Origin of the sequence: Corynebacterium sp. HMSC074C05, from assembly GCF_001838325.1 — a bacterium.
GTDB lineage: Bacteria > Actinomycetota > Actinomycetes > Mycobacteriales > Mycobacteriaceae > Corynebacterium > Corynebacterium amycolatum.
On sequence record NZ_KV836295.1, the window covers coordinates 333,969 to 358,295 of the forward strand.

General features: G+C 57.4%; 21 protein-coding genes and 2 tRNA genes. 10 read left to right on the forward strand and 13 right to left on the reverse strand.

Annotated elements, in window-relative coordinates:
* The first annotated feature begins 49 nt into the window (after positions 1–49).
* The gene (pknB, locus tag HMPREF3042_RS09590; RefSeq protein ID WP_070856986.1) at positions 50–2,113 is read left to right on the forward strand and encodes a Stk1 family PASTA domain-containing Ser/Thr kinase; all 2,064 of its coding nucleotides are present in this window, start codon (positions 50–52) and stop codon (positions 2,111–2,113) included.
* Between the two features lie 3 nt (positions 2,114–2,116).
* On the opposite strand, the gene HMPREF3042_RS09595 is transcribed toward pknB, so the two are convergent.
* A complete protein-coding gene (locus tag HMPREF3042_RS09595) occupies positions 2,117–2,788 on the reverse strand; it encodes an aminodeoxychorismate/anthranilate synthase component II (protein WP_070601397.1) in 672 nt (223 codons plus the stop codon).
* A 135-nt stretch (positions 2,789–2,923) separates the two neighbouring features.
* Here HMPREF3042_RS09595 and crgA point away from each other — a divergent pair, with 135 nt between their 5' ends.
* Entirely contained in the window at positions 2,924–3,193 is a 270-nt protein-coding gene (crgA, locus tag HMPREF3042_RS09600) for a cell division protein CrgA (protein WP_005511903.1), read from the forward strand.
* A 695-nt stretch (positions 3,194–3,888) separates the two neighbouring features.
* Here the strand turns inward: crgA and HMPREF3042_RS09605 are convergent.
* The gene (locus tag HMPREF3042_RS09605) at positions 3,889–4,425 is read right to left on the reverse strand and encodes a peptidylprolyl isomerase (protein WP_369707163.1); all 537 of its coding nucleotides are present in this window, start codon (positions 4,423–4,425) and stop codon (positions 3,889–3,891) included.
* 304 nt (positions 4,426–4,729) lie between these two features.
* Between HMPREF3042_RS09605 and HMPREF3042_RS09610 the strand changes: the two genes are divergently transcribed.
* Positions 4,730–5,623 (forward strand): hypothetical protein, encoded by an 894-nt coding sequence (locus tag HMPREF3042_RS09610; RefSeq protein WP_070851560.1) that lies wholly within the window; start codon positions 4,730–4,732, stop codon positions 5,621–5,623.
* 253 nt (positions 5,624–5,876) lie between these two features.
* Here the strand turns inward: HMPREF3042_RS09610 and HMPREF3042_RS09615 are convergent.
* From HMPREF3042_RS09615 to gyrA, 4 genes are all read right to left on the reverse strand, one after another.
* Positions 5,877–5,949 (reverse strand) — tRNA-Ala (locus tag HMPREF3042_RS09615).
* 31 nt (positions 5,950–5,980) lie between these two features.
* Positions 5,981–6,054, reverse strand: a tRNA-Ile gene (locus tag HMPREF3042_RS09620).
* A gap of 203 nt (positions 6,055–6,257) precedes the next feature.
* Positions 6,258–6,590, reverse strand: a complete 333-nt coding sequence (locus tag HMPREF3042_RS09625; RefSeq protein WP_038627114.1) for a DUF3566 domain-containing protein — start codon at positions 6,588–6,590, stop codon at positions 6,258–6,260.
* 4 nt (positions 6,591–6,594) lie between these two features.
* On the reverse strand, positions 6,595–9,111 hold the full coding sequence (gene gyrA, locus HMPREF3042_RS09630; protein ID WP_241482363.1) for a DNA gyrase subunit A: 2,517 nt from the start codon (positions 9,109–9,111) through the stop codon (positions 6,595–6,597).
* Between the two features lie 242 nt (positions 9,112–9,353).
* On the opposite strand from gyrA, the gene HMPREF3042_RS09635 reads away from it, so the two are divergent.
* Positions 9,354–9,581, forward strand: coding sequence for a CopG family transcriptional regulator (locus tag HMPREF3042_RS09635; RefSeq protein ID WP_070856987.1), 228 nt, complete (start codon positions 9,354–9,356; stop codon positions 9,579–9,581).
* Positions 9,578–9,916 (forward strand): hypothetical protein, encoded by a 339-nt coding sequence (locus HMPREF3042_RS09640; protein WP_070856989.1) that lies wholly within the window; start codon positions 9,578–9,580, stop codon positions 9,914–9,916. Before HMPREF3042_RS09635 ends, HMPREF3042_RS09640 begins: the two co-directional genes overlap by 4 nt.
* 13 nt (positions 9,917–9,929) lie before the next feature.
* Here HMPREF3042_RS09640 and HMPREF3042_RS09645 read toward each other — a convergent pair whose 3' ends face one another.
* From HMPREF3042_RS09645 to dnaA, 7 genes are all read right to left on the reverse strand, one after another.
* Positions 9,930–11,882, reverse strand: coding sequence for an alkaline phosphatase family protein (locus HMPREF3042_RS09645; RefSeq protein WP_070856991.1), 1,953 nt, complete (start codon positions 11,880–11,882; stop codon positions 9,930–9,932).
* Between the two features lie 47 nt (positions 11,883–11,929).
* Entirely contained in the window at positions 11,930–12,838 is a 909-nt protein-coding gene (locus tag HMPREF3042_RS09650) for an alpha/beta fold hydrolase (RefSeq protein ID WP_371440513.1), read from the reverse strand.
* Positions 12,839–12,912: 74 nt separating this feature from the next.
* Positions 12,913–14,952 carry a DNA topoisomerase (ATP-hydrolyzing) subunit B gene (gyrB, locus tag HMPREF3042_RS09655; RefSeq protein WP_070549579.1) on the reverse strand — a complete coding sequence of 680 codons (2,040 nt, stop codon included), beginning with the start codon at positions 14,950–14,952 and terminating at the stop codon, positions 12,913–12,915.
* Between the two features lie 289 nt (positions 14,953–15,241).
* Positions 15,242–15,904, reverse strand: coding sequence for a DciA family protein (locus HMPREF3042_RS09660; RefSeq protein WP_070856993.1), 663 nt, complete (start codon positions 15,902–15,904; stop codon positions 15,242–15,244).
* 5 nt (positions 15,905–15,909) lie between these two features.
* A complete protein-coding gene (gene recF, locus HMPREF3042_RS09665) occupies positions 15,910–17,109 on the reverse strand; it encodes a DNA replication/repair protein RecF (protein ID WP_070856994.1) in 1,200 nt (399 codons plus the stop codon).
* Positions 17,110–17,118: 9 nt separating this feature from the next.
* Positions 17,119–18,309, reverse strand: a complete 1,191-nt coding sequence (gene dnaN, locus HMPREF3042_RS09670; RefSeq protein WP_070856996.1) for a DNA polymerase III subunit beta — start codon at positions 18,307–18,309, stop codon at positions 17,119–17,121.
* Positions 18,310–18,822: 513 nt separating this feature from the next.
* Positions 18,823–20,574: a chromosomal replication initiator protein DnaA gene (gene dnaA, locus HMPREF3042_RS09675; protein ID WP_070856997.1), complete on the reverse strand. Its 1,752-nt coding sequence runs from the start codon at positions 20,572–20,574 to the stop codon at positions 18,823–18,825.
* 694 nt (positions 20,575–21,268) lie between these two features.
* Here dnaA and rpmH point away from each other — a divergent pair.
* From rpmH to rsmG, 5 genes are all read left to right on the forward strand, one after another.
* Positions 21,269–21,406: a 50S ribosomal protein L34 gene (rpmH, locus tag HMPREF3042_RS09680; protein WP_005511646.1), complete on the forward strand. Its 138-nt coding sequence runs from the start codon at positions 21,269–21,271 to the stop codon at positions 21,404–21,406.
* A gap of 20 nt (positions 21,407–21,426) precedes the next feature.
* The gene (rnpA, locus tag HMPREF3042_RS09685; RefSeq protein ID WP_005511651.1) at positions 21,427–21,807 is read left to right on the forward strand and encodes a ribonuclease P protein component; all 381 of its coding nucleotides are present in this window, start codon (positions 21,427–21,429) and stop codon (positions 21,805–21,807) included.
* Positions 21,767–22,099, forward strand: a complete 333-nt coding sequence (gene yidD / locus HMPREF3042_RS10700) for a membrane protein insertion efficiency factor YidD (RefSeq protein WP_080972909.1) — start codon at positions 21,767–21,769, stop codon at positions 22,097–22,099. Before rnpA ends, yidD begins: the two co-directional genes overlap by 41 nt.
* Before the next feature lie 86 nt (positions 22,100–22,185).
* Positions 22,186–23,334 carry a membrane protein insertase YidC gene (gene yidC / locus HMPREF3042_RS09690; RefSeq protein ID WP_070856999.1) on the forward strand — a complete coding sequence of 383 codons (1,149 nt, stop codon included), beginning with the start codon at positions 22,186–22,188 and terminating at the stop codon, positions 23,332–23,334.
* Between the two features lie 320 nt (positions 23,335–23,654).
* Complete coding sequence (gene rsmG / locus HMPREF3042_RS09695; protein ID WP_083327470.1) at positions 23,655–24,290, forward strand: 16S rRNA (guanine(527)-N(7))-methyltransferase RsmG; 636 nt, start codon at positions 23,655–23,657, stop codon at positions 24,288–24,290.
* The last annotated feature ends 37 nt before the right edge of the window (positions 24,291–24,327 follow it).

Sequence of the window (24,327 nt, forward strand, 5' to 3'; positions counted from 1 at the left end):
CAGGTACAAGATGTTTTGGTGGAAATCCTTCCGAAGGGACTGACGAACAATGTCTGGCAATGACGATCTCCTCTCCGGCCGTTATCGGCTCGGCGAGCTCATTGGCGTTGGCGGCATGTCCGATGTTTACCGAGCTGAAGATACTGTTCTCGGTCGCTCTGTCGCGGTCAAGATGATGAGGGCCGACCTTGCCAGGGATGAGAATTTCCTCGCAAGGTTCCGTCGTGAAGCGAAAAACTCAGCACTACTGAATCACCCGTCTATCGTGTCGGTGTACGACACCGGCGAGACGGATAGCCCGATGGGGCGCGTGCCTTTCATTGTCATGGAGCTGATTCAGGGTGAGACGCTGCGTGACCTTGTTCGTCGTGAGGGGCGGCTCGACCCGAAGAAAGCCGCGTCGATAATGGCATCGGTGTGTGACGCACTGACGGCATCCCACCATGCCGGCATCATTCACCGCGACATCAAGCCGGCGAACATCATGCTGACCAACACCGGCAAGGTGAAGGTGATGGACTTCGGCATCGCTCGCGCGCTCGGTGATTCCACCACGATGACGCAGACTGCGGCCGTGCTGGGTACCGCGCAGTACCTTTCGCCGGAGCAGGCGCGCGGTAAGACCGCCGATGCACGTTCTGATATTTACGCTGTCGGTTGCGTACTTTTCGAGGCCGTCACGGGCGCCCCGCCATTCACCGGTGAAACCCCTCTTTCTGTCGCTTACCAGCATGTTCAGGATCAGCCGCCGCGCCCTTCGGAGAAGCTCAACACCGACCCGAACACGGCTCAGGGCCTCGACGCGGTGCTGTTGACCGCGATGGCCAAGGATCCGATGGAGCGCTACGACACCGCAGAGGACTTCGCCCAGGATTTGCGTCGTCTTGCACGCGGCGAGGATCCGTTGGCGCTGGCGCACCACGGCGCGCATGACGACGACGCGAAGACCACCGAATTCCTTCCGGCAGCTCCGTCGGATGCTGAGACTCGGGTGACCCCTGCACAGCAGGCAACTCCGGCCCCTGTCCCTGCTCCTGCACCGACGCCGGAACCGGAGAAAGCAGCTGCCCAGCCGGAAGCCCCTGCGCAGATTGCTGAGGCTGATGAGCCCGAGAAAAAGAAGGGCGGCGCAGGAAAGACTGTCGCGCTGGTGGCTGCTGCAATGGTGGCTCTCGGCGGTGTCGGCTACGGCGCCTACCAGTTCTTCAACTCGTCCACCGAGGTCGAGACCGTTGCCATTCCGCATGTCGAGGGTCTAAATGTCAATGAGGCAACGCAGGTTCTCGAGGAGGCTGGTTTTGTAGTCAACCGCGTCGATGAGCCGAACCCAGATGTCCCCCGAGACACGGTGATCGCCACGGAACCGGGTGTCGGATCGGGGTTGCCGCAGGGATCTCGCATCAAGCTGCGCGTATCTTCGGGCCCAGAGTTGACCAATGTGCCGGATGTACGGGATAAGAAGGCCGAAGACGCACGCCGCCTGCTCGAGGAGGCGGGGCTTGTCGTCAACCCAAAGCTGCAAGAGGAACCGAATGAGGACGTTCCGCGCGGCAATGTTATCGAGCAGTCTCCAGCTGCCGGTTCTCAGGTATCGAAGGGAACCCGCGTAACCTTGACTGTCTCCTCCGGTATCGAGACCAAGACTGTTCCGGATGTCACTGGTCAGACTTTGGATTCCGCCCGCACGACCCTCGAATCCGCTGGTTTCGTTGTCGAAGTGGTAGAGGTGGACTCCGCTGAGAAGCAGGGAACCGTCATTGAGGTTCCGCAGAAGGGCTCGGAGCTCACTGTCGGTACGACGGTTGAGCTGCACGTTTCGCGTGGTAACCAAATTAAGATGCCGCGGGTTGAGGGACAGACTCTCAGCGACGCGGAGAAGGCACTCACCGATGCCGGCTTCGAGGGAACTATCCGCACCGAGGACGTCACCACGCTGGATCTGTCCAAGGTCGACCACGTGGAGAAGGCCGACCCGTCAGCCGGGTCCAAGCTCAACAAGGACGGCGAGGTCACCCTGCGTGTCTACCGGCTGGGGGTTGCCCCGGAGAGCTCTTCAGACGAACGGCCTGCTCCGGAACCTCCCCTGAGGTTGCCGGATCTACTGCCTAACTAGCGGCTAGTGTGCCAGCACGTCTGAGAAGGCGCGCTGGTACACCGCCTGCTGTGCTTCCAACTCGGACAGGAGTTCCTCGGTGTACTCACCGCCTGCCAGTCGCAGCCAGTTGACCAGCATGCGGTGCCCGTACTGGGTGAGCACCGACTCCGGGTGGTACTGCACGCCGTGAATCGGCAGGTCGCGGTGGCGCATCGCCATCAGCATTCCCGAATCGGTGAATGCCGTGGCAATGAGTTCCTCCGGCAGTGTCTTCGGATCCACCGTCAACGAGTGGTAGCGCGTGGCAATAAAAGGACTGGGCACATCGGCCAGCACACCCGTGCCGTCGTGTGTGACCGGGGAGGTCTTGCCGTGCAAGAGCTCGTCGGCACGTACGACCTGCGCACCAAAGACCTCACCAATCGCCTGATGACCCAAGCACACACCCAACACCGGTGTCGGATCGTCCTGTCTGCTCACCGCGCGAATAATGTCCTCTGTCCATCCAGCATTGGACGGCTCACCGGGACCGGGCGACAGTAGGATTGCATCAAATTGCTTTACGACGTCGTCAACATCGCGGAGACGCGCATCATCATTGCGCCAGACAGTCACCGTTTCGCCGAGCTGGCCTATGTACTGGACCAGATTGAATACGAAGCTGTCATAGTTATCGACGACGAGAATCTGCATAACTGGGAATTCTACTGCCTGCGAACTTCACTGGTAAGTTCGGATGCAAAGTTTACAATTATGCATATACCGCGGGAGTGTAGATACCGCGCTGATCGCAACCTGCTGACCACAACCTAAGGAGTTTAAAGCGCTATGCCTAAGGCAAAGATTGAAAGCACTAATTCACCACAATCCGGTGGCTCCTCCGTCAGCCGTACCCCGGTCAAGATCAACAGCACTCAGACACCGGTGTGGTACAAGGTGCTGATGTTCGGGTTCATGCTGATTGGTTTGGGCTGGCTGCTGGTCAACTACATCGCGGGTCCGCATATTCCGTTCATGGTGACTTTGAACGCATGGAACTACGTCATCGGCTTTGGTCTTTTCATTGTTGGTCTGCTGATGACTATGGGTTGGCGTTAGTCAGCTCTAATACACCGCACTCCTCAGGCGCATCCACTTTTGGATGCGCCTTTTTCATACCTAAAAACCCAGGTCAATACACCCCCGCCAATACACCCGTTTCCCACACGTTTTTCGGAGAGTGAGGTTTTCCCTCCTACTGATCTCGCAAAAAAGTTATCCACAGAAACCTGTGTAACAATCATGTAATTTGTGGATAACTGTGGAGAGATTTCGTCCCAAATTTCTCACGGGTTACGTGACAGAAACCGTAAAGCATGACAACTTTGGTTCTATCCCCTGTGTCCACAGTATCCACAGCCTGTTGATAACTCTGTGAACAAGTAACATAGTTGCAAGTCAAGTTGTGCGTAACTCCAATATTCTGCGGAGTTCGACCACTTTCGAACGCTGGTTCGTAAATTACAAGAATGGAATTATCCACACATGTGCACAAGTCTGTGGACAACTGTGGATTCTTGTAATTTGTGAAAATTGGGACCCGTAACGTGCTTCTTGGCCCGTGTTCACCTAGGTGAACAGTGGAGCATTTTGTCCACAGGGCTGTGGACATGTGGAGAATCAACCCAATTTACTACTACCCCCGCTACCCCTAAACACAACATTGAAGCTACGGGCCGTCGTAAAGCGAAAATGGGCATGAAAAAACCCGCCCGGAACAACCGGACGGGTTAAAGAGCGTAGAAGCTAGTGGATTACTTCTCGATGTCGATGGAGGTAATCACGACCGGCTCCAGCGGACGATCCCAGTGATCGGTAGCCACACGAGCGATCTCGTCGACGACCTTCTTCGAGGCGTCATCAGCGACCTCACCGAAGATGGTGTGAGCGCCATTGAGGTGCGGGGTCGGAACCACGGTGATGAAGAACTGGGAACCGTTGGTGCCGCGGCCGCCACGCTTGCCGGCGTTTGCCATAGCGAGCAGGTACGGACGATCGAACTGGAGCTCCGGGTGGATCTCATCGTCGAACATGTAGCCCGGGCCGCCAGTGCCGGTGCCCAGCGGGTCACCACCCTGAATCATGAATCCGGCGATGATGCGGTGGAAGATGGCCTCATCGTAGAACGGGCCGGACTCGGTGCCAGAGGCGTTCTGACCCTTGTACTCCTTCGTGCCCTCTGCCAGGCCGATGAAGTTGTCGACAGTGTTCGGCGCGTGGTTGCCGAACAGGTCAATCACGATATCGCCATGGTTGGTGTGCACAGTTGCAGTAGCAGTCTTAATAGTCACGTTCCTTAGGATACCGACCTTGGTGGCCAATTGCTCTTACTGGTGAGTTTCTCCGTGGCAGAAACCAGCGAAAATGTTTTTCAAGATAAGGAAAAGAGTTCTTCGTTGACCCCCATGAAGAGCAAATAGTGCCTAAGCTGGAATGTGAGCCTGCTGCAAATATTTCGACGCTAGGCCTAACTGGGCCCTAGCTCTTGGACTTAGAAGCATCTTGGTCCCAGAGGCACTGGCGCCGCAGCAGTATTAATCATTGATTGAAAATTAAAGGCGAAGCCTGTTGGCGATGCACTAATTAAGGAGAGTCATGAACCCCAACGCAATCTCGCTGGCTGTCAAGGGACTGAAGTCCGCTTACGACAGCTACTCGGATTACCGGGACAAGAAGGCTGCAGAGCTCTACGACACGATGCAGGAGGCTAAGAAGGTGGCAGCTGCACAGAACGAGGCTGCAAAGGACGCAGCATCCGATTGGGCAGAAGACGTTAAGGAAAAGGTTTCCGACGCTCGCGATCAGCTCGCTGAGCAGGCTGAAGAACTGACCGGCAAGGTTGAGAAGAAGTCCAAGGAGACCAAGAAGCAGGCTAGGAAGGCCGCGAAGCAGGCCGAGAAGGACGCGAAGCGCAAGGGCAAGAAGACCCGTTGCAAGGCTCGCTGCGAAGCTAAGAAGGCGGAAAAGAAGGCCAAGAAGGCTCGCAAGGACCTCGAGGTGCGTACCCAGAAGGCTATCGACAAGGTAACCGGTAAGGAAGAGCAGCGCGCCAAGAACGGCCGCATTGCAACCGCTTCCCTGGTTTTCGCTGTTGTTGCAGCAATCGTCGGCGTCATCGTCTGGAAGCTACGCAAGGACGACAAGCTCCCGGTCGACCCGGCTCCGTACCAGCAGAAGGCCCAGGAAGTTAAGCACAAGGTCGAAGAAAAGGCCTCCGAGGTCAAGGAGACCGTTGAAGAAAAGGCTTCTGAGGCTAAGGAAAAGGCTGAAGAGGTAAAGGGCAAGGCAGCTGACAAGGCCGACGAGGCCAAGGACAAGGCTGCTGAAGCCAAGAAGACTACTGAGGAGAAGGCTGCTGAGGCTTCCAAGCAGGCTCAGATCAAGGTCGACGAGGTCAAGACCGAGAAGAAGAACGCTGAGGACGCTAAGAAGATCTCTTCCAAGCCGTCCAAGCCAGCTCCGAAGCCGGGTCAGGCTCGCAAGAAGTAAATAGGCGGTTATATAGCCAAAAGCCTTTTCACGCCCGATCGTTCTGTGCAGTAGATGCGCCGACGGTCGGGCGTTTTTGGTTAAGCAGCAAACCTGACAACTTCAAAAGACGGGCTGCAAATGTGAAACTGTGCGAGTTTATGACACTTTCAAGCCATTTTTGACATAAACGCAGTCAGTAACTCGGCGTTCTTGCCCCATCCCTAAAACGCAAATATCCCCCGGCCTTACGACCGGGGGATATTGTTCCTTGTGGAGCTTAGGGGAATCGAACCCCTGACCTCCTGCTTGCAAAGCAGGTGCTCTACCAATTGAGCTAAAGCCCCGTACACCGAGCAATTATACCTTGTTCGGTAGTGGGCCTAGGAGGACTTGAACCTCCGACCCCTTCGTTATCAGCGAAGTGCTCTAACCGCCTGAGCTATAGGCCCCGTGGAACGAGATATAACTTAACCCGTAACCATGACACTTCACAAATCGCCTGGTCAGAGGCCTAAATATTGAGTTAAAAAGCAGTCATTAAGTAGCTATTACGGCTACTCCACGACCAGATCGCTGAAAACACCTCTGAACCAACGCGGCCCCGGGGCCACCGAACGGGGGTGACACCGGGGCCAGCGGGAGGCTAGGCAGCCTAGCTGTCGTCGGCAAGCGAAATCTTGAGACCTCCGACGAGACCGCCGCACGCGTTGTAGATGACTGCGCCGAGGGCCATGAACCCAATCGACAGCACCCACCACAGCGCTCCTACAGCGGCCGCCAGGCCAAGGACAAGACCCGCGCTGATGGAATCCTCCCCGCCAATCATTTCACTAATCGGAGCGAGCAATCCCATCCCGGAGAGCAAGAGGTAGAGCAGGCCAACCGCGGCAAGCCAGACGAGGAAGCCAATGAAGCCAGTGGCCGCCGTAATGCGCATGGCGGACCAGGGACTCACCTTGTCGACTACCAAGTTAGTTTCGGCCATGCGCTTACTCCTTCTCCGCCTCCGAGTCACCGGACTCGGCGGCACCGGTGCTCTTGGTGGCGCCGGTGCGCTTCGGGACTACGTCCAGGGTTCCGGCCTCAGAGACCTTGGAAGCGGTCTCCTCACCCTCATCCTCAACGTTGCGGTCGATAGCCAGCAGTTCCACGCCGTCGGCGAGGTTGACCAGGCGCACGCCCTTGGTGGCACGCGAGGTGGCGCGAATCTCGTTGACGTTGGTGCGGATGATGTCGCCGGCGGAGGTGACAGCGAAGATTTCGTCGTCATTGTCGACCACCAGGGCCCCCATCAGCGGTCCACGCTTCGGGTCGTACTTGAGCGTCAGCACGCCCATACCGCCGCGGTTCTGCGGGGTGTACTCGCTGAGCTTGGTCTTCTTGCCGAAGCCGCCGGTCGTGGCGACCAGCAGGTTGTGCTCTTCCTCGACCACGACCATGCTGAGCAGCTTGTCGTCGCCCTTGAAGCGCATTCCCTGGACACCAGCGGTGGCGCGGCCCATCGGGCGCAGCGCGTCGTCGGAAGCCGTAAAGCGGATGGCCTGGCCACGCTCAGAGACGAGCAGCAGGTCATCGTCAGCAGAGCACAGACGAGCACCGATGAGGGAGTCGCCTTCGCGCAGGTTGATGGCAATCAGGCCAGCGGAGCGAGCGGACTCGTAGTCCTCCAAACGGGACTTCTTGACCTTGCCTTCGCTGGTGGCCAGCACCAGGTACGGGCTGTCTTGGTAGCTCTGAATCTGCAGCACCTCGGCGATGCGCTCTTCCGGCTGGAATTCCAGCAGGTTGGCAACATGCTGACCACGGGCGGCGCGAGTGGCCTCCGGCAGTTCATAGGCCTTGAGACGGTAGACGCGCCCCTTGTTGGTGAAGAACAGAATCCAGTCGTGCGTGGAGCAGACGAAGAAGTGGCGGACAATATCGTCCTGCTTCAGGTCCGCACCGCGCACGCCCTTGCCACCACGGCGCTGTGCCTTGTAGGCATCGACCTTGGTGCGCTTGGCGTAGCCCGTGGAGGTAATGGTCACGACCACGTTCTCGCGGGCGATGAGGTCCTCTTCGGTGACGTCGCCCTCAGCGGCCACGATCTGGGTACGACGGTCATCGCCGTACTTCTCCACGACCTCGCCCAGCTCTTCCTTGACGATGGCGCGCTGACGCTCCGGCTTGGCCAGGATGTCCTTCAGGTCGGCGATCTCGAGCTCGATCTCAGCCAACTCGTCAATAATCTTCTGGCGCTCCAGAGCAGCCAGGCGACGCAGCTGCATCGCCAAAATGGCGTCAGCCTGAATCTCGTCGATGTCGAGCAGACCCATCAAGCCCGTACGCGCGGTATCGACCGTGGCAGACCGGCGAATCAGGGCGATGACCTCGTCCAACATATCCAGGGCCTTGACCAGACCACGCAGGATATGGGCACGCTTTTCCTTCTCGTCCAGGCGGAACTGGGTCCGTCGGACAATGACCTCAATCTGGTGGGCGACGTACAGCGTCACCATCTGGTCAATGCGCAGCGTACGCGGCACACCGTCGACGATGGCGAGCATGTTCGCACCGAAGCTGGTCTGCAGCTGGGAGTGCTTGTACAGGTTGTTCAGCACCACACGCGGCACGGCGTCGCGCTTGAGCTTGACGACGATGCGCATACCCCACTTCAGATCGGATTCGTCATCAATGGAGGCAATGCCCTGCAGACGACCATCCTTGACCTGATCTGCGATGTTGGCAATCATGCGGTCCGGGTTGACCTGGTATGGCAGCTCAGTGATGACAATCGACTGACGAGTGCCCTCCTGCTCAATCGAGGTCACACCGCGCATGCGGATCGAACCGCGACCGGTGGTGTAGGCCTCCTTGATGCCCTTGTCGCCGACGATCTGGGCGGCAGTTGGGAAATCCGGGCCCTTGATGCGTTCCATGACCGCATCCAGCGTGGTCTTTTCATCCGCATCCGGGTTGTCCAGGCACCAGTTGATGGCATCCGCGACCTCACGCAGGTTGTGCGGCGGGATGTTGGTGGCCATACCGACGGCAATACCGCCGGAGCCGTTCATCAACAGCTGCGGGACACGCGACGGCAGAATAACAGGCTCTGTCGTACGACCGTCATAGTTCGGTTGGAAATCGACGGTGTTTTCGCGAATGTCGCGCACCATTTCCATGGCCAACGGCGTCAGACGGGCCTCCGTGTAACGCATAGCTGCGGGGCCGTCGTCACCGCGGGAGCCGAAGTTACCCTGACCGTCGACAAGCGGATAGCGCATGGACCACGGCTGCGCCATGCGCACCATGGTGTCGTAAATAGCGCTGTCGCCGTGCGGGTGGTAGTTACCCATCGTGTCCGAAACCGGCTTTGCGGACTTCACATAACCGCGCTCCGGGCGGTAGCCGTTGTCGAACATGGCGTAGAGAATGCGGCGGTGCACCGGCTTGAGACCATCACGAATCTCCGGCAGCGCACGGCCCACAATCACGCTCATGGCGTAGTCGATATAGCTCGACTGCATCTCTTCATTGATGTCGATCGGGCGAACCTGGTGGCCCAATACTCCACTTCCGAAGGATGAGCCGTCGTTGTTGTTATCGTCGCTCAATGACTGCTTCCTTTACTTAAAAGAGGTTCGCATCCATTCTACAGGGCTTTAGAGCCCATTTTACGACGCCGTGTGCAACTTTTCGATACCATTGTGGTATCACTTCGTCAGTTTTTAAACCTGACAGCGACGATTGAGGCAGTAAGGAGAGCGCTATGGCAATGACCTTAAGGCTCACGAGAGAACAGGACACTGCCCTGACACTGCTGGCGCAAATGGAGGGCGTATCCAAACATGAGGCCGTCATTCGCGCCATTGAATCCGCCGCCGCGAGAGCCCTTCAACAAGGTCAGACCCGGGAAATTACGGCAAGCGTGATTGATACCGACATGGCGCTGCTGCGAAAGTTGAGCTCCCCGAGCCCCCGGGGAGCAGAGGAATGAGGGCGCCCCAAGTTCAGCCTCTCAGCGAGGCCGCAATCCTGGCGGCTACCGACGAACTGGTGGCCAAAGTGCCGGAATTGGCTGACGCTACGCTTGTGCGACCATGGGCAATCAGCGCCATTGCTGCCGCCAGCCCAGGTGTCATTGCTGGTCACCGCAGTTTTCCCACGGTTTCTGCGGCTGCACAAGCGGTCGCTGACGCAACGTTTCACGTGAAACCACTGAGTTTTGGAAACACCGCGCTGGGCGCACTACTTGCACACATACTCCTCATCACCAATGGCGAAGAAGTGTCATTCGCAGAGACGTGGAAACTGGTCAAAAGCGGCATCTAGCCAGGGACGCGGCCTAGTCGATTTTTCGGGTGAACGGGCTCGTCGGAATGCGATTGCCAGACTCCAGTCGACCCGTGTAATACGCCGTGGCCTCACCTTCAGTCAGCTCGACCTCGTACCAGCCATCACGGACATAATCAGCCGTTCGGTCCTGCCCGCCGACGAGAACACGTCCCGCCACGTGCTTCAAAGTGACCTCCGGCAACTCCTTCGCCGTCTTGCTGAACACACGCAGGAAGCGGTCCGGGCCGCACACGGTAAGTTCGCGGTCTAGAAGTCCAATTCGCAGCTCTAATGTGCCGAGCACGGTGTGGTGCTCTACCTTGTTACCACTGTAAACAGCGAAAACAGCCTCACGGGAACCGTCGTTGACCAGCACAAGGTTGCCGTCTTTAAGGTAGGCATGAAGCCGGTACGGTGTTGGCAGCGCGGTCGCCTGCTCGGACTCCTGCACTGGATAGTCACCGGCCGGCTCCGCCTCCCAGCGCTTCACAAACTCCGGTGCTGGCCCCGGCTGCTCTGGAAGCTGCATTCCCGCCGATGCCGAGAAGTCCAGCGTGGATACCAAATCACCACATATCCGACGGCGCCAATCAGTGATGTTTCCACAGTTCACGCCAGTGACCTGCTCCAGGAAACGGATCACCGAAGTGTGATCGAAGACCTCCGAGGACACCAGACCACCCACCGACCACGGTGAAATGACAGTCATCGGGACGCGGAAACCGAGCCCCTTCGGCTTACCCAGGTACCACTCCCCCGGCTCATTCTTTGGCGGCAGCGGCGGCACCACATGGTCGAAGTAACCATCAAACTCGTCAAAGTTAATCAGGAAAACTGTCTTGGCCCACACTTCCGGATTGGAGGCCAACGCATCCAACAGACGGTAGGTGATATTCGCCGACTGAATTGGCGAGGACGCTCCCGGGTGCTCACTTTCCGCGGCCGAGGGCACAATCCAGGACACCTTCGGCAGCTGCCCAGATTCAACATCTCGTCGGAAAGCGTCGGATAGCGTGCCCGGCGGGCGGCGGTGCAGCGCGCGATCATAGAGATCCCGTTCCGCGTCAGGCAGCTTCTCCACAGCGGCATTCAGACGATCGACCATCTCCTGTTGCTCTGTAGTTGGCGGCATCCCATCGCCCAGTTCCAGTAGCTTCTCATGAAAACCCGTCATATCGAGCCCCGGCAGCCCAGCCTCACGAATAACCTTGCGGCCAATATTTCGAAACGCGGCAAAGAAATCCAGGTTGTTGTCCGTGTAGTTATCCCACTCCTGGTAGACACGCCACGGCACCCCTGCCTCCGTGAGCTCCTCGGCATAAGTGCGCCACTTATACCCCGGGTGCGTCGGCTCATACGCCGCATTGCCAACCGCTCCAGTCCCCCACGGTTCCTTTCGGGTGTCACCCGAAAACAGGTAGTTGCGGTTCGGGCTTGTCGACGTAGGCATCGAGGAAAAGTAACCATCACAGATGGTGAACGTCTCTGCGAGAGCGAATTGGAACGCAATGTCCTGGCGGTCATAACAGGCCATCGTGCCCTTACCCTTGGCCTCAATCCAGCCGTTACAGCGGCCGCCGTTTAGTGCAACCTGCCCGTCTTCCCAACCGTGCGGCAGACTCGCAATGTACTCCACCGAGAGATCACCGCGATTAGCGGCGTTGCGGATTAGATATGGACTGACCCCACTCTGGTTGAATACACCCGGTAAAGCGGAGTTGTCTTTGTACCCTCGCACACCTCGGAGCGTGCCGAAGTAGTGATCAAAAGAGCGGTTTTCCTGCATCAACACGACTACGTGCTCAATTTGATCAAGAGAGCCAGCCGGTCGGGGCTGCGCGAGCGCGTGGCGCAGTGATGGTGGCAGCAGCGTGCTCGCAGCGGTGACGGCACCGACTCCTGCGGCGGTCTGCAGGAAGTGCCGACGGGAAAATTCAGATATTTTTTTAGGTGATGTTTCCATAAGTATCTACGTTAAGAAGCGCAGATTACAGGTTGGAAAATTGCGGCTTAAATTTCCTCAATGAACCGCTCGAAGCGGTCAACCACAGCCTGCGGCTCACGCGCCCATCGGTTATGTCCCAGGCGCTGCTCAATGAACTCGTACTTCGCCGAATTCGGCAACATCCGCGCCAAGGCCTGCGCCGACTCCGCCGGGCAGTCACGGTCACCGCCACAGTTCAGCAGCAGCGCCGGGGTGGCCACCTTAGGCATCTCAGCGGCATAGTCGATGTCCGCACCGCGCGGTCGCAGGAGACCCGTGCGAGAGAAGCGCGCCCACTCCACCACATGGTTACGGGCCTGTCGGCCGTAGCCGGCCACATCAAACCTGCCCGCTGGCCAATAACCCAGAATCTGGGACACTACCTGCATAAACGGTGCGCCGTAGCGAAGCCGCTTGTACTCGTTGCCAGTAAAACACTTGTAGTGCGGAGTACCGGAGCCGACCATCACTACGCCAGCCACGTCCGCTTCCGGTCGAGCCAGATACAGCGAGGCAATCTGGCCGCCCATGGAATGACACAGCAAGTAGACCGGCAGCTTCTCCTCTGTGCTCTCCCCTGCCGCGAGGTGGTCGAACTCCTTACGCGCACGCGCCACGGCCAACGGGTAATCCACCGATGCAAGATCCTGGTAGCCCCAGTTGTGGCCACGGGTGGCCACCGCAGTCTGGTTACCCTGGCCGCGCAGCTCCGAGGTCAGGACGCAAAAACCTCGGCGCTGCAACTCTTGGGCAATCGGCCGGTAATAGCGAGCCCCCATGCCAAAGCCCGGCCAAATAACGACGATGCCCCGAGGCGTACCTTCGGGAGTCCGAAGCGCCATCGGGGTCACGGAGCCATCGGGCAATGTCTCCTGCACAATACGTGGCTCGACTGGCGGTTCCCCGTTGACCATGCTTCCTCGAGTATCTTCCATTTCATAAACATTAATGGCTGAACTGAGGTTTTGTCAGGGGAACCGACAAGCCGATAACTAGACTAGGTATCGGCTTAGACGTCGAGGAAGCGAACGTCCTTCGCATTACGGGTAATAAACGAACGTCGTGAAGCGACGTCATCGCCCATCAGAATGGTGAACAGTTCATCGGCCTTCTGTGCGTCCTCGAGGGCGACCTTACGCAGCACGCGGTGATCCGGATCCATGGTGGTATCCCACAGCTCGGCGGCGTTCATCTCACCGAGACCCTTGTAGCGCTGGACACCGTCGTCCTTGTTGATCTTGCGGTTGGCGGCCAGTCCCTCTTCCAGCAGCTGATCGCGCTCAGCATCTGAGTACGCGTAGCCCGGCTCACCCTTGGCCCACTTGAGCTTGTACAGCGGTGGCTGGGCGAGGTAGACGTGCCCTTCATCAATCAGCGGACGCATCAGGCGGAACAGCAGCGTCAGTAGCAGCGTGGCAATGTGCTGACCATCGACGTCGGCATCGGCCATCAGCACAATCTTGTGGTAGCGCAGCTTTTCGATATCGAACTCGTCGTGAATACCGGTGCCCAGCGCCGTAATAATGGCCTGGACCTCGTTGTTCTTCAGCGTCTTATCCAGGCGCGCCTTCTCGACGTTCAAAATCTTACCGCGCAGCGGCAAAATGGCCTGGAACAGCGAGTTTCGGCCTGCCTTTGCAGAACCACCTGCGGAGTCACCCTCCACGATGAACAGCTCGGACTGCTTCGGGTCCTTCGAACGGCAGTCCGCCAACTTACCCGGAAGACCGCCAAGGTCGGTCGCGGACTTACGACGCACCAGGTCGCGGGCCTTACGGGCCGCCTGACGGGCATGCGCCGAAGCAATGGCCTTGTTAACAATGGCCTTAGCCTCAGCCGGATTGGCCTCCAGCCAGTGACCGATGTGCTCATTGGTCATGCGCTGGACGAAAGAACGCACCTCGGTGTTACCCAGCTTCGTCTTTGTCTGGCCCTCGAACTGTGGATCGGCGACCTTCACCGAAATCACGGCAGCGAGACCTTCACGGCAGTCCTCACCGGAGAGGTTGTTTTCCTTCTCCTTCAACAGTCGGTGCTCACGCGCATAGCGGTTCATCAGCGATGTCAACGCAGAACGGAAGCCCTCTTCGTGGGTGCCACCCTCAATGGTGTTAATGGTGTTGGCGAAGGTGTGCACCGACTCGGAGTAGCCCGAGTTCCACTGCATGGCAATCTCGACCTCGTGGCCGTCACCTGCAGCATCGAAGGAAATGATGGTCGGGTGGATGATGTTCTTCGACTTGTTCAGATTCTCGACATAATCCCGAAGACCATTCGGGTAGTGGAAGACCTTGCGGCGCTCCTTCGGCTTGGTGGTCTTCTCTGCCTGCTCCTTCTGCTCCTCAGCCGCATCCTTGGCGATTTCAGCGGATTCGGTCTCCGCCTGCTCCGCCAGAGCCTCAGCCTCGAGCTCCTCCTCAGAGACACGCTTGTCCACCAACGTGATGGTCAGGCCCTTGTTCAAAAACGCCATCTCGCGCAGGCGGCGAGAAATGGTGTCGAACTTGAAATCGGTGGTCTCAAAAATCTCCGGGTCCGGCCAGAAACGCTGTGTGGTGCCCGAACCACGAGTCTTCTTACCTCGGATAATCTCTTCCGGAACGGCCTGGTCGAAGTTCTGGTACCAGGTGTAGCCATCGCGGATGACCTCGGTTTCCATACGCGTCGACAGCGCGTTAACCACCGAAATACCCACGCCGTGCAGACCACCGGAAACAGCGTAGGACTCGGAGTCAAACTTGCCGCCGGCGTGCAGTTGAGTCATAACCACCTGCACCGTCGGCATGCCCGACGGGTGCATTTCGACAGGAATACCACGGCCGTTATCGCGGACCTGAACGCCGCCGTCTTCCAGCAGAGTGACCTCAACATCGGTGGCGTAACCCGCCATCGCCTCGTCGACGGAGTTGTCTACAACCTCCCACACCAGGTGGTGCAAGCCACGCTCACCAGTCGAGCCAATGTACATACCCGGCCGCTTACGCACGGCCTCGAGGCCCTCGAGGATGGTAATCGATGAGGCGTCATATTGATGTTCGGTAGCAGCCACGGTTCGGCGCGTCTCCTATTCTTGGTTCTCTCCCCGCGCAACATTCGTCAGCGCGCGAAAAATAGGCCGGCGGTCAAGCGCTATCGGCGCCAGCCAGAACTACATAGGACTACTAGATAGGTCTGGCTAGTTTGGATGCCGAGAACGTCTCAAGAACCGCCTGCCGGTATTCTCCTGCCCATCTTACCCCAACGTAGTCCCCTACTGTGGATATAGCCGATGCGCTCAAAGGACCAAATTTCGCAGTTTTACGCATACCGACGCCTATTCGTAGACCGTTTACCGACCTTTACCCGTAAGTATCACGCGGTCCTCGGCCCTCGATGTGCAATTTGCCCTTGCGCCAATTCGGCGCTTTCGGCCCCAGCACCTTAATTTCCTCAACCACCCCATCGCCGACGCGTTCCGCAATCGACTTCAAAACCTGTCGCTGCGCTAGCCGCAGCTGTGTTGCCCATGCTGTCGATTGGCACTCGACCACCAAAGTGCCGTCCTTGAACTCCTTGACCTGGGAGTGTTCCGCGACAACTTTGCCGACCATCGAATCCCACTCCGTCATGATCACACCGTGGGCAATATGGATCTGCCAACCGCGATCAACTACTGCTTTATTCAGCACCGCACCAATCGGCGCAGGTCGACGGTCATATTTCCGGTACAGCCGAATCCCCGCCTCCTTCAACAGGCTCGGCGAAATTACCGTACCGGCACGATCTCGCACCACTGCTTGCGCTGCCCGCTGCTTATCGACGTCCGCAACAATCCCCTCCGCGGCCTTCACAGGCACACGGCTATCGAGGCCAGACCACGAGCCCTTCTTCTTCGGTGGCCGCTGGAGATTCGGTAACTTGTGACCGCCTTCCTTAGCGGCATCGCGCATGCGGAAGAAAGCGTTGCTGATCAGGTCATTTTCCTCTTCCGGTGAGTTATCCGGCTCCATGTTCTCGACCATACCCGTCACTCTTCCGCGACTGGGTTTTCATCCAGAAGCGAGATTCGCCCCTGCTCAGTCTGTGCCACCGTCACCGTGTGATGAGTCACCGAGGAATCCTCGACCAATGCCTGAGGTAACTCCTCTCCCACCGCCGAGGTGATTAACACCTGCTCAGCCTGCTGCGCGATCTCCATGAGAGCTTCCCGACGATGCCGGTCGAGCTCCGCAAACACGTCGTCAAGCACCAAAATCGGGTCGGGTCCATCGGCACGGAGCAAAAAGTATGCGCCGAGGCGCAGCGCGAGTGCAAAAGACCAGGTCTCGCCGTGGCTAGCGAAGCCCTTGGCGGGGTCATTGCCGAGAATGAGGTCGAGATCATCGCGATGCGGACCAACGAGACAGGAACCGCGCTCAATCTCCGCGGTGCGGCGCTCCGCCATCTTCGTCAGCAGCAATGCCTCCAGCAGCTCCGGTTCGCTGGGCAATGGCCCGCCATCCAGGCTGTCGACCTTCGGCGCATAGGCAATCGTGGCTGGGCGCGAGTGCGGGGCAAGCGTGGCATAGGCCTCGCTGACATGTTCGGAAAGCTCGGCAATCAAATCCATGCGCGCAGCCATTAACGCCGCTCCCACCTGCGCCAATTGCGCATCCCAGGTATCCAGCGTGCTCAGTGCGGCCTGCCCCTCCGAAGAAGAATAGCCACGGCGCAGCGTCGAGCCCGCCGACTTCAGCAGCGCATTCTTCTGACGCAAAATCTTGTCATATTGAATGCGGATACCGGCGGACAGTGGCCGTCGTAAAGCGAGCAAATCGTCGATGTAGCGACGACGGGAAGCGGGCTCGCCCTTAACCAGCGTGAGATCCTCGGGCGAGAAAAATACCGACTTGACGATCCCCAGCAGCTCCCGCGGGGACTTCAGCCTCGTGCGATTAATCTGCGCCTGATTCGCGCGATGCGGATTGATGAGCAGATGCGCAGTTAGCTCGCGGCCATCATTGACCGCCGTCGCCGAAATGCGTGCCGACGGGGTCCCCGAACGAACCAGCGGAGCATCCATAGAAACTCGATGCGAACCGAGCGTGGAGAGATACCCAACGGCCTCGACGATATTGGTCTTGCCGTAGCCATTTTGCCCGGTAAATACGGTAATTCCAGGCGTGAACTCGACTTCCAACTCCGGCCAGGAGCGGAAGTCCCGCAAGGACAAATACCGAATGTGCATAGCCGCAGACTAGCCCGGCAGGCGCACAGGCATCAGCAGGTAAGTGAAGTCGGTCTCCGGCGTTGGGTAAAAGCCGTCCTCACCGAGCTCCGGAATGGCTTCCGGCTCCGGAATGAGAATCGCAGGACGCGATGGCTGCGTAAAGCCCAGCAGAACACGATGGGAGCGAACAGCGCTGAGCCCCTCGAGCAGGTACTGCGGGTTGAAGGCAATCAGAAGTGGTTCACCATAGAAGTTGCAGGCCACAGTCTCTTCTGCGTGACCAACCTCGTCTCCATGAGCGGAAAGGACAACCTGACCGTCGGAGAAGTCCATGCGAATCTGCGCACCGTGATCCGCCATCAGAGACACACGACGGATGGCATCCTGCAGCTGGTCAACACGGGCAACAGCCATGGAGGAATGCTGCTTCGGCAGTAGCGGGCGGAACTTCGGGAACTCGGCGTCCAGCAGTCGCGTGGTAGTGCGACGAGGATCGGCGAGGATAGCCAGCAGGCCTTCGGAGCCGACCTCACGATCATCGGATCCGTCGCCGAATGCCAAGGTCACTGGCTCGCTAGAAGTGGTATCGAGAGTGCGGGCGGTCTCCGCGAAGGTCTTGGCCGGGATGAGCAGCTTGGTCTCACCCTCCGGGACCTGCTCCCACTCGAAACTGCGAACAGCCAGGCGGAAACGGTCGGTGGCAGCGAGAGTGACCTCGTTACCTTCGGTTTCCATCCGGATGCCGGTCAGCATCGGCAGCGACTCATCCTTGCCGGCAGCGACAGCGACCTGACCAATAGCCTCGGCCAGCAGAGCGGCATCGACAGTGCCGGTAGCAGCCGGAGCTTCCGGTAGCTGCGGGTAATCCTCCAAGGTCAGACTTGGCAGCTCGAAGCGGGAAGAACCACAACGAACGATGACCTTTGTGCCATCAAAGTGCATCTCTACCTGCTTATTCGGCAGCTTAGAAACAATGTCAGAAACCAACTTGCCATTGACGGCGAAGCGACCGGGCTCATCGACCTCTGCGCTAATACGGATTTGAGTGGAGACCTCGTAGTCATAGCCAGCGAGCTGCAAACCATTGTCATCCGCGAGAAAAACCATGCCTCGCAGAATCGGCTGAGTCGGGCGTGCAGGCAGGTTACGAGCAACCCAGCTCACCGCACCCGCGAGATCGTCCTTAGCCGCGCGAATACGGACTTCGGTCTGCTCCATCGTTCCTCCACCGGTATTGGATGTCTGTTTTTAGCCGTTTATTAGCCGTCTTTTGTGTTGTCAGCGCGCTATGTCAGCGCACATGACTGGAGTTACAAAGATTCCATCGTACAACTCTACTGCAGACTGCCAAAGACCTCACTGGGATTCTTGTAGTCCGTCTAGTGCTTAATCGTAGTTCTTACTCGTTCTTGGCATTTTTAAAGTTGTGCGCCAGAGGTTGTTTGCCCGGGGTTGTGCGCAGGCCCCCTTTTATCTAGAAGTTTCTAGAGATTTTTAAAGTCGGGAGTAGTAATAGGGGGTGTGCACATTGTGAAATTACATGATTCCCGCTGGTCTTCGCTGGTTTCGCGCTGTGGATAACCAGTGCGTCTAACTGTGGATAACTTGGGGTGTCTGTGGATAGTGTTCGGGCTTCATCTTTCATCCACAAAATTTACGAGTTGTCCACAGCTCTGTGCACGGAAAAACCGCAGTTAATAACAAGAATTCCGCACGCCGAACCCAAGGTTTTTAAGCCGTTCCACGAGCTCGATCTCGAATGCGTGTGGTCAGGTCGTTGACCTGGTCCTTTGAGGGCTTCTTCTCCTGAATTTCCTTAACAATCTTGCGTTCAGCGTGCAAAACCGTCGAATGGTCACGATTTCCGAACTCCCGGCCAATCGACGGCAACGAAAGCTCGGTGAAGGACCTCGTCAGGTACATCGCAATCTGGCGTGCATGAGCGACCGGGCGAGTCTTACCCGGGCCCACCAAATCTGCAACCGTTAGGTCGAAGTACTCAGCCGTGGTGGAGATGATGATCTCCGGAGTAATCTGCACCTCGATTTCGTCGGCACCGAGGATCTCCTGTGCAAACTTCAAGGTCACAGGCTCATGAATCATGGACGCGTGAGCGCTAATCTGCAGTAGACGCCCCTCGAGCTCACGAATAGAAGATGAGGTGTTCTCCGCGATGTACTGGAGTACATCATGCGGAACGACCAGATCAGACAGCTGTGCCTTCTTCGACAGAATTGCGATTCGCGTCTCCAAGTCCGGGTATTGCAGATCCGGATTGAGCCCCCACTGGAAGCGGGTACGAAGGCGATCCTCCAGAGTCTTAAGCTCCCGCGGTGGGCGGTCCGACGACAGCACAATCTGGTGATTGGACTGGTGCAGGGCATTGAACGTATGGAAGAACTCTTCCTGTGTACCTTCCTTGCCCTCCAAGAACTGGATGTCATCGATGATGAGCATGTCCAAATCGCGGTAGCGACGCTTGAAGGATTCCTGGGCGTCGTCACGCACGGAATTAATGAAGTCGTTGGTGAACTCTTCCGAGGAAACGTAACGAACCCGCAGGTTAGGGTACAAATGCTTGGCGTAGTGACCAATGCCGTGGAGCAGGTGCGTCTTGCCAAGACCCGAACCGCCGGAGATAAACAGCGGGTTGTAGGTGCGCCCCGGAGACTCCGCAACAGCGACGGCGGCTGCAGCGGCGAACTTATTCTGCGGACCAATAACGAAGGTCTCGAAGGTGTAGTTCGGGTTGAGGGTGGGCTCCTCGAAAGGCATGCTCATCTCGGTTGGAGTGCCGTGGCTCTCGGAGAGGAAAGGACTTGTGACCTGGCGCTGATCAGCAATAGTCATTGGATTCTCGGCAGATGAGTGCGAAAGCCCCTGCGCCATTGAATCCACGGCGTCCATCGATCTGTGCTGTGACTGGGCACTTTGCTGATTATGGACATTTGGCTGATGCGTCTGCGGCACTTGTGGCATCTGTGTCGATCCCTGGTGCTGCTCGTGGAGATTGAAGTCGTTCGTATCTGCACTGGGGAACGGGTAGTTACGGCCAGACTGCTGCTGGTGCTGCTGCTGGTTTGGCTGTTGACGCTGAGCCTGCTGCGGACGCGAAGCTGCAGATGGGGTCTGTCCCGAGTGCTGTGCAGATGGTTGAGTGGCCTCCGCCGCCTGGCTATCTTCAGCGTCGTCAGCAGGATCAGCAACGGTGATGACCGTTTCCAACTCCTCGCCGGTCAGCGAAGCTAAGACGGCTTCGATAATGCCCTTGAGCTCTTCTTTTACCAGCGCCTGTACCACTGGCGATTGAGTGCTGAGCAGGAAAAAACCTGGAAAGTCACCAGTGTGCGTCACTGACCGCAGCAGTGCCTTGTGTGGCGGGCGTAGTGGTGCAATACCCAACTCCGGCGCACCTTCTGGTGAAGTCAGGATAGAAACGACCTGCTCCCAGAGTCCACCTGGCAATTCTGGTTGTTCGCTCACTGTGTGAATGTCCTTTTACATGTTTACGTTCATCAAATTTATCGAGGCGACCTGTTTTTGTGGAGTGTTTTTGGCATGGCGAGAGTGCCATAGCTGCCCATTTGGGGGCTATTTCTTGTAATTCGCCCTGTGGGGTGTTTCTACACAAGGCGCTATACGCCCCGAGCAGGACTTCCACATGTTTGTCCACACCTGTGGATAAACTTCGTCGCTAATTGACTAACAGTTTATCCACAGTTTGCTCACAATGAAAAATAGCCCCCTAGTCTGCGTTTACCTAGGTAAACGCGTTATTTCCCCTGCTCGCTGTGATTCATGGTGTGGAAGTTATCCACAGCTGATTGGATAAACACCCTGTGGATTGCGGTGCATAGGTCAGTATTTCCACAGGTCAACATCGGTACCGTTGGAAAACTTGGAAAATGATTCTCCAGGTAAATCCGGCGTGTTGATTTGAATTTCTCGCTCGATTCGACGTAACCTATCTGGGTGTTTCATATCCATTGAGATATGAGTCCGAGCTCGTGCTTGGACCCGACAGAACGCTTGTAGCTTTCATTCTGTCGGTAAGTAATTTTTCCGTGCATCACGGGAATGCGTCAGACGCATCGCTGCTTCGAACTCGAAGCGAGGGGTTTACTGCGGTGTGTTCAGCGTGGACTCGTGGTCGTTTGAGTTTCAAGGAGTGTCAACCGTGTCGAAGCGGACGTTCCAGCCGAATAACCGCCGTCGTGCACGCGTGCACGGCTTCCGTACCCGTATGCGTACCCGTTCCGGTCGCGCCGTTGTGGCAGCACGCCGCAGCAAGGGCCGTGCCCGCCTGTCCGCTTAAGTAAGAGGACACCGATTTCGGTGCTCCCTCAGAGCAATAAGCTGCGTTCTTCGCGTGACTTCACGGTCACCGTACGACGTGGACGCCGAATCGGACGCAAGACGTTGGTCTTGCATATTCGTGACACCGCCGCTTCTGGCGGTGAAGATAAGACCGATACGCAGATTGCCAGGTTTGGTGGTCCACGTGTCGGTCTTGTCGTATCTAAAGCTGTGGGCAACGCCGTGACTCGTCACGCTGTATCCCGCAAGCTCCGCCATGTTATGGCTGCGGCCGCGCAGGATCTCCCGTCCACTATGGACATTGTCGTTCGCGCGCTGCCCGCTTCTGCCACAGCCACCAGCCAGGAGCTGTCCCACGATGTGCAATCGGCACTCGCTACATACGAACGTCGGCGCTAATTCGCTTGACGACGGCCCCCTCGCCCAGGCCCCCGGTGCACGTGTGGCTGAGAGGGCGATTCTCTTCTACCGCCGTCGTATCTCTAATCTGAAGCCAACGAGCACATGTCGTTTTGAACCGACGTGCTCCGCATATGGTCTTGAGGCCGTGCGCCGCTTCGGAGCTATTCGTGGCCTGTGGCTGACTCTCCTGCGTATCTTCCGTTGCGCACCCTGGCATCCGGGCGGCTGGGATCCAGTTCCAGCTACATTCCCCGGCCTGGGTTCGTGGTTAAAGCGAATGCACAGGTAACCTCTAGTAATGCTTAGCCTTTGACCGGGCTTTGTAGACGAAGGCGCGAGTGCGCTGCCCCCTAAAGAACGGAGTGATCTTAGACCGTGCTCAATTTCGTGTATCGGCCGATTTCGGCCATCCTGTGGTTCTGGCATAAGGCCTCAGGTTTCCTATTCGATCCCTCCTCGGGTATCTCGTGGGTGCTGGCCATTATTTTGCTTGTGGTCACCATCCGTATCCTCCTGTTTAAGCCGATGCTGAACCAGCAGCGTTCTGCCATCAAGATGCAGCAACTCGCTCCTGAGATGCAGGCGATCAAGGAGAAGTACAAGAATGATCAGCAGGCTCAGGCTCTTGCTATGCGCCAGCTACAGAAGGAAATGGGTGTCAACCCGCTCGGCGGCTGTCTGCCGATTCTGGTTCAGATGCCTGTGTTCATCGGTCTTTTCCACGTGCTGCGTTCGTTTAACCGAACGGGTACGTCGGGCAATGCGCTCGGCATGTCGGTGGAGCAGAACTGGAATACGCCTAACTACATCTTCGGTGTAGATGAGGTGCGGTCCTTCCTCCTGGCTCGTGTGCTCAATGCTCCACTGTCCAGTTCGGTTGGAATGGGTGAGGATCAATACGCAGCCTTTACCGTGCCTGGTACGCCTGCAGACTTCACCCGCATGGACATCATGATCGTTGCTATCCCGCTGATTGTTGTCGCGGCACTGGCAACGCACTTCAACGCTCGCATGTCTGTTGAGCGCACCCGTGCCCGCCAGGAAGCCGGCTTGGTGAAGCGCCAGGAAGGCCCTATGGGGCAGCAGATGGACATGATGAACAAGATGATGCTTTGGTTCTTCCCAATCATGATTCTTGTTACCGGTGCTTTCTGGCACATCGGTCTTCTTGTCTACATGGTGACTAACAACGTGTGGACCTACTTCCAGCAGCGCTACATCTTTGGCAAGCTGGATGAGGAAGAGAAGGAAGCTGTCGCAGCCAAGAAGGCTGCTAAGCGCGAGGCACAGGAGAAGCTCGCTCCGAAGGTTGGCCAGAAGCCAATCAACCCGAAGAAGGGCGGCAAGCGCCAGGCAGCGCAGAAAGCGCAGCAGTCGCAGTCTGGTGAGGCTTCTACTGCGAACAAGGCTTCTAGCCACCTTCCGGATGGCAATTCGGCGAAGGGACAGCAGGGTCCGGCTTCCAAGTCGGCGCCGGGACAGAATCCCGCGAATCGGAAGAAACGGAAGCGCAAGAAGAAATAGCTGAAGTAGCACCGCGCTTCGTCTACATAAGTTAATTAATCAGAACGCCCCGTATTTGCTGCGGGGCGTTTTTGTTTGCCTTAGTCCCCTCCCACGCAAACAACGTCGCTGTTATTACAGATCTGTAATTTTCTCTGGAGTCTCGAGTTTGGCATCCATCCCCAGTCAATGTTTCACGTGAAACATCGTTGTTGCACTGTCGTACACTAGGGGTGTTGAAAAGCTCGACGAGTGACGGCACAGCTGCCCCATTGGAAAGGTTAGAGGAACTGTTGAGTAACTCCGCGAAAGACGTCGATAAGCAAGAAGCCTCCGCAGGTTTGGTCGATGCAGATCTGCGTTCGGTGATAGATACCGTGTTTGGAGACAATGCCGATCGGGCATACCGCTACCACTCATGGTTGGCCGAGGAGGCGACAGTCCGAGGTTTGATTGGACCACGTGAAACTCCAAAGCTGTGGGATCGGCACATTATCAATTCTGCGGTAGTTGGAGAATCGATAGGCAAAGGGCTTGTAGTTGCGGATATTGGTTCGGGGGCTGGCTTGCCCGGCATTCCGCTTGCTCTTGCGCGACCGGATTTGAAGGTGGTTCTTGTGGAACCATTGCTGCGCCGTACAACCTTTTTGAACGAAGTTGTGGAAGATCTTGAGCTGGACAATGTAACGGTAGTTCGCGGGCGTGCTGAGGAGAAAGTGGTTCGCGCTGAGATTGGCCAAGTGGATGTCGTCACCTCCCGCGCTGTTGCCCCTCTTGGGAAGTTGGCGGGATGGTCGCTTCCTTTAGTTAAATCCGGAGGCGCGATGGTTGCACTGAAGGGTGGAACTGCCCAAGAGGAAATCGATCGGGATGCAAAGCTTATTGCTAAGGCGAAGGGAATTAATCCCCGCGTCGTAGAGGTCGGCGGTTCCGTGTTGGGAACTTCGACGTACGCCGTGATTATTCAGAAGAAGTAGGCTGTAAGCCCCGCTCCCCCAACTCCACTGCGGATTC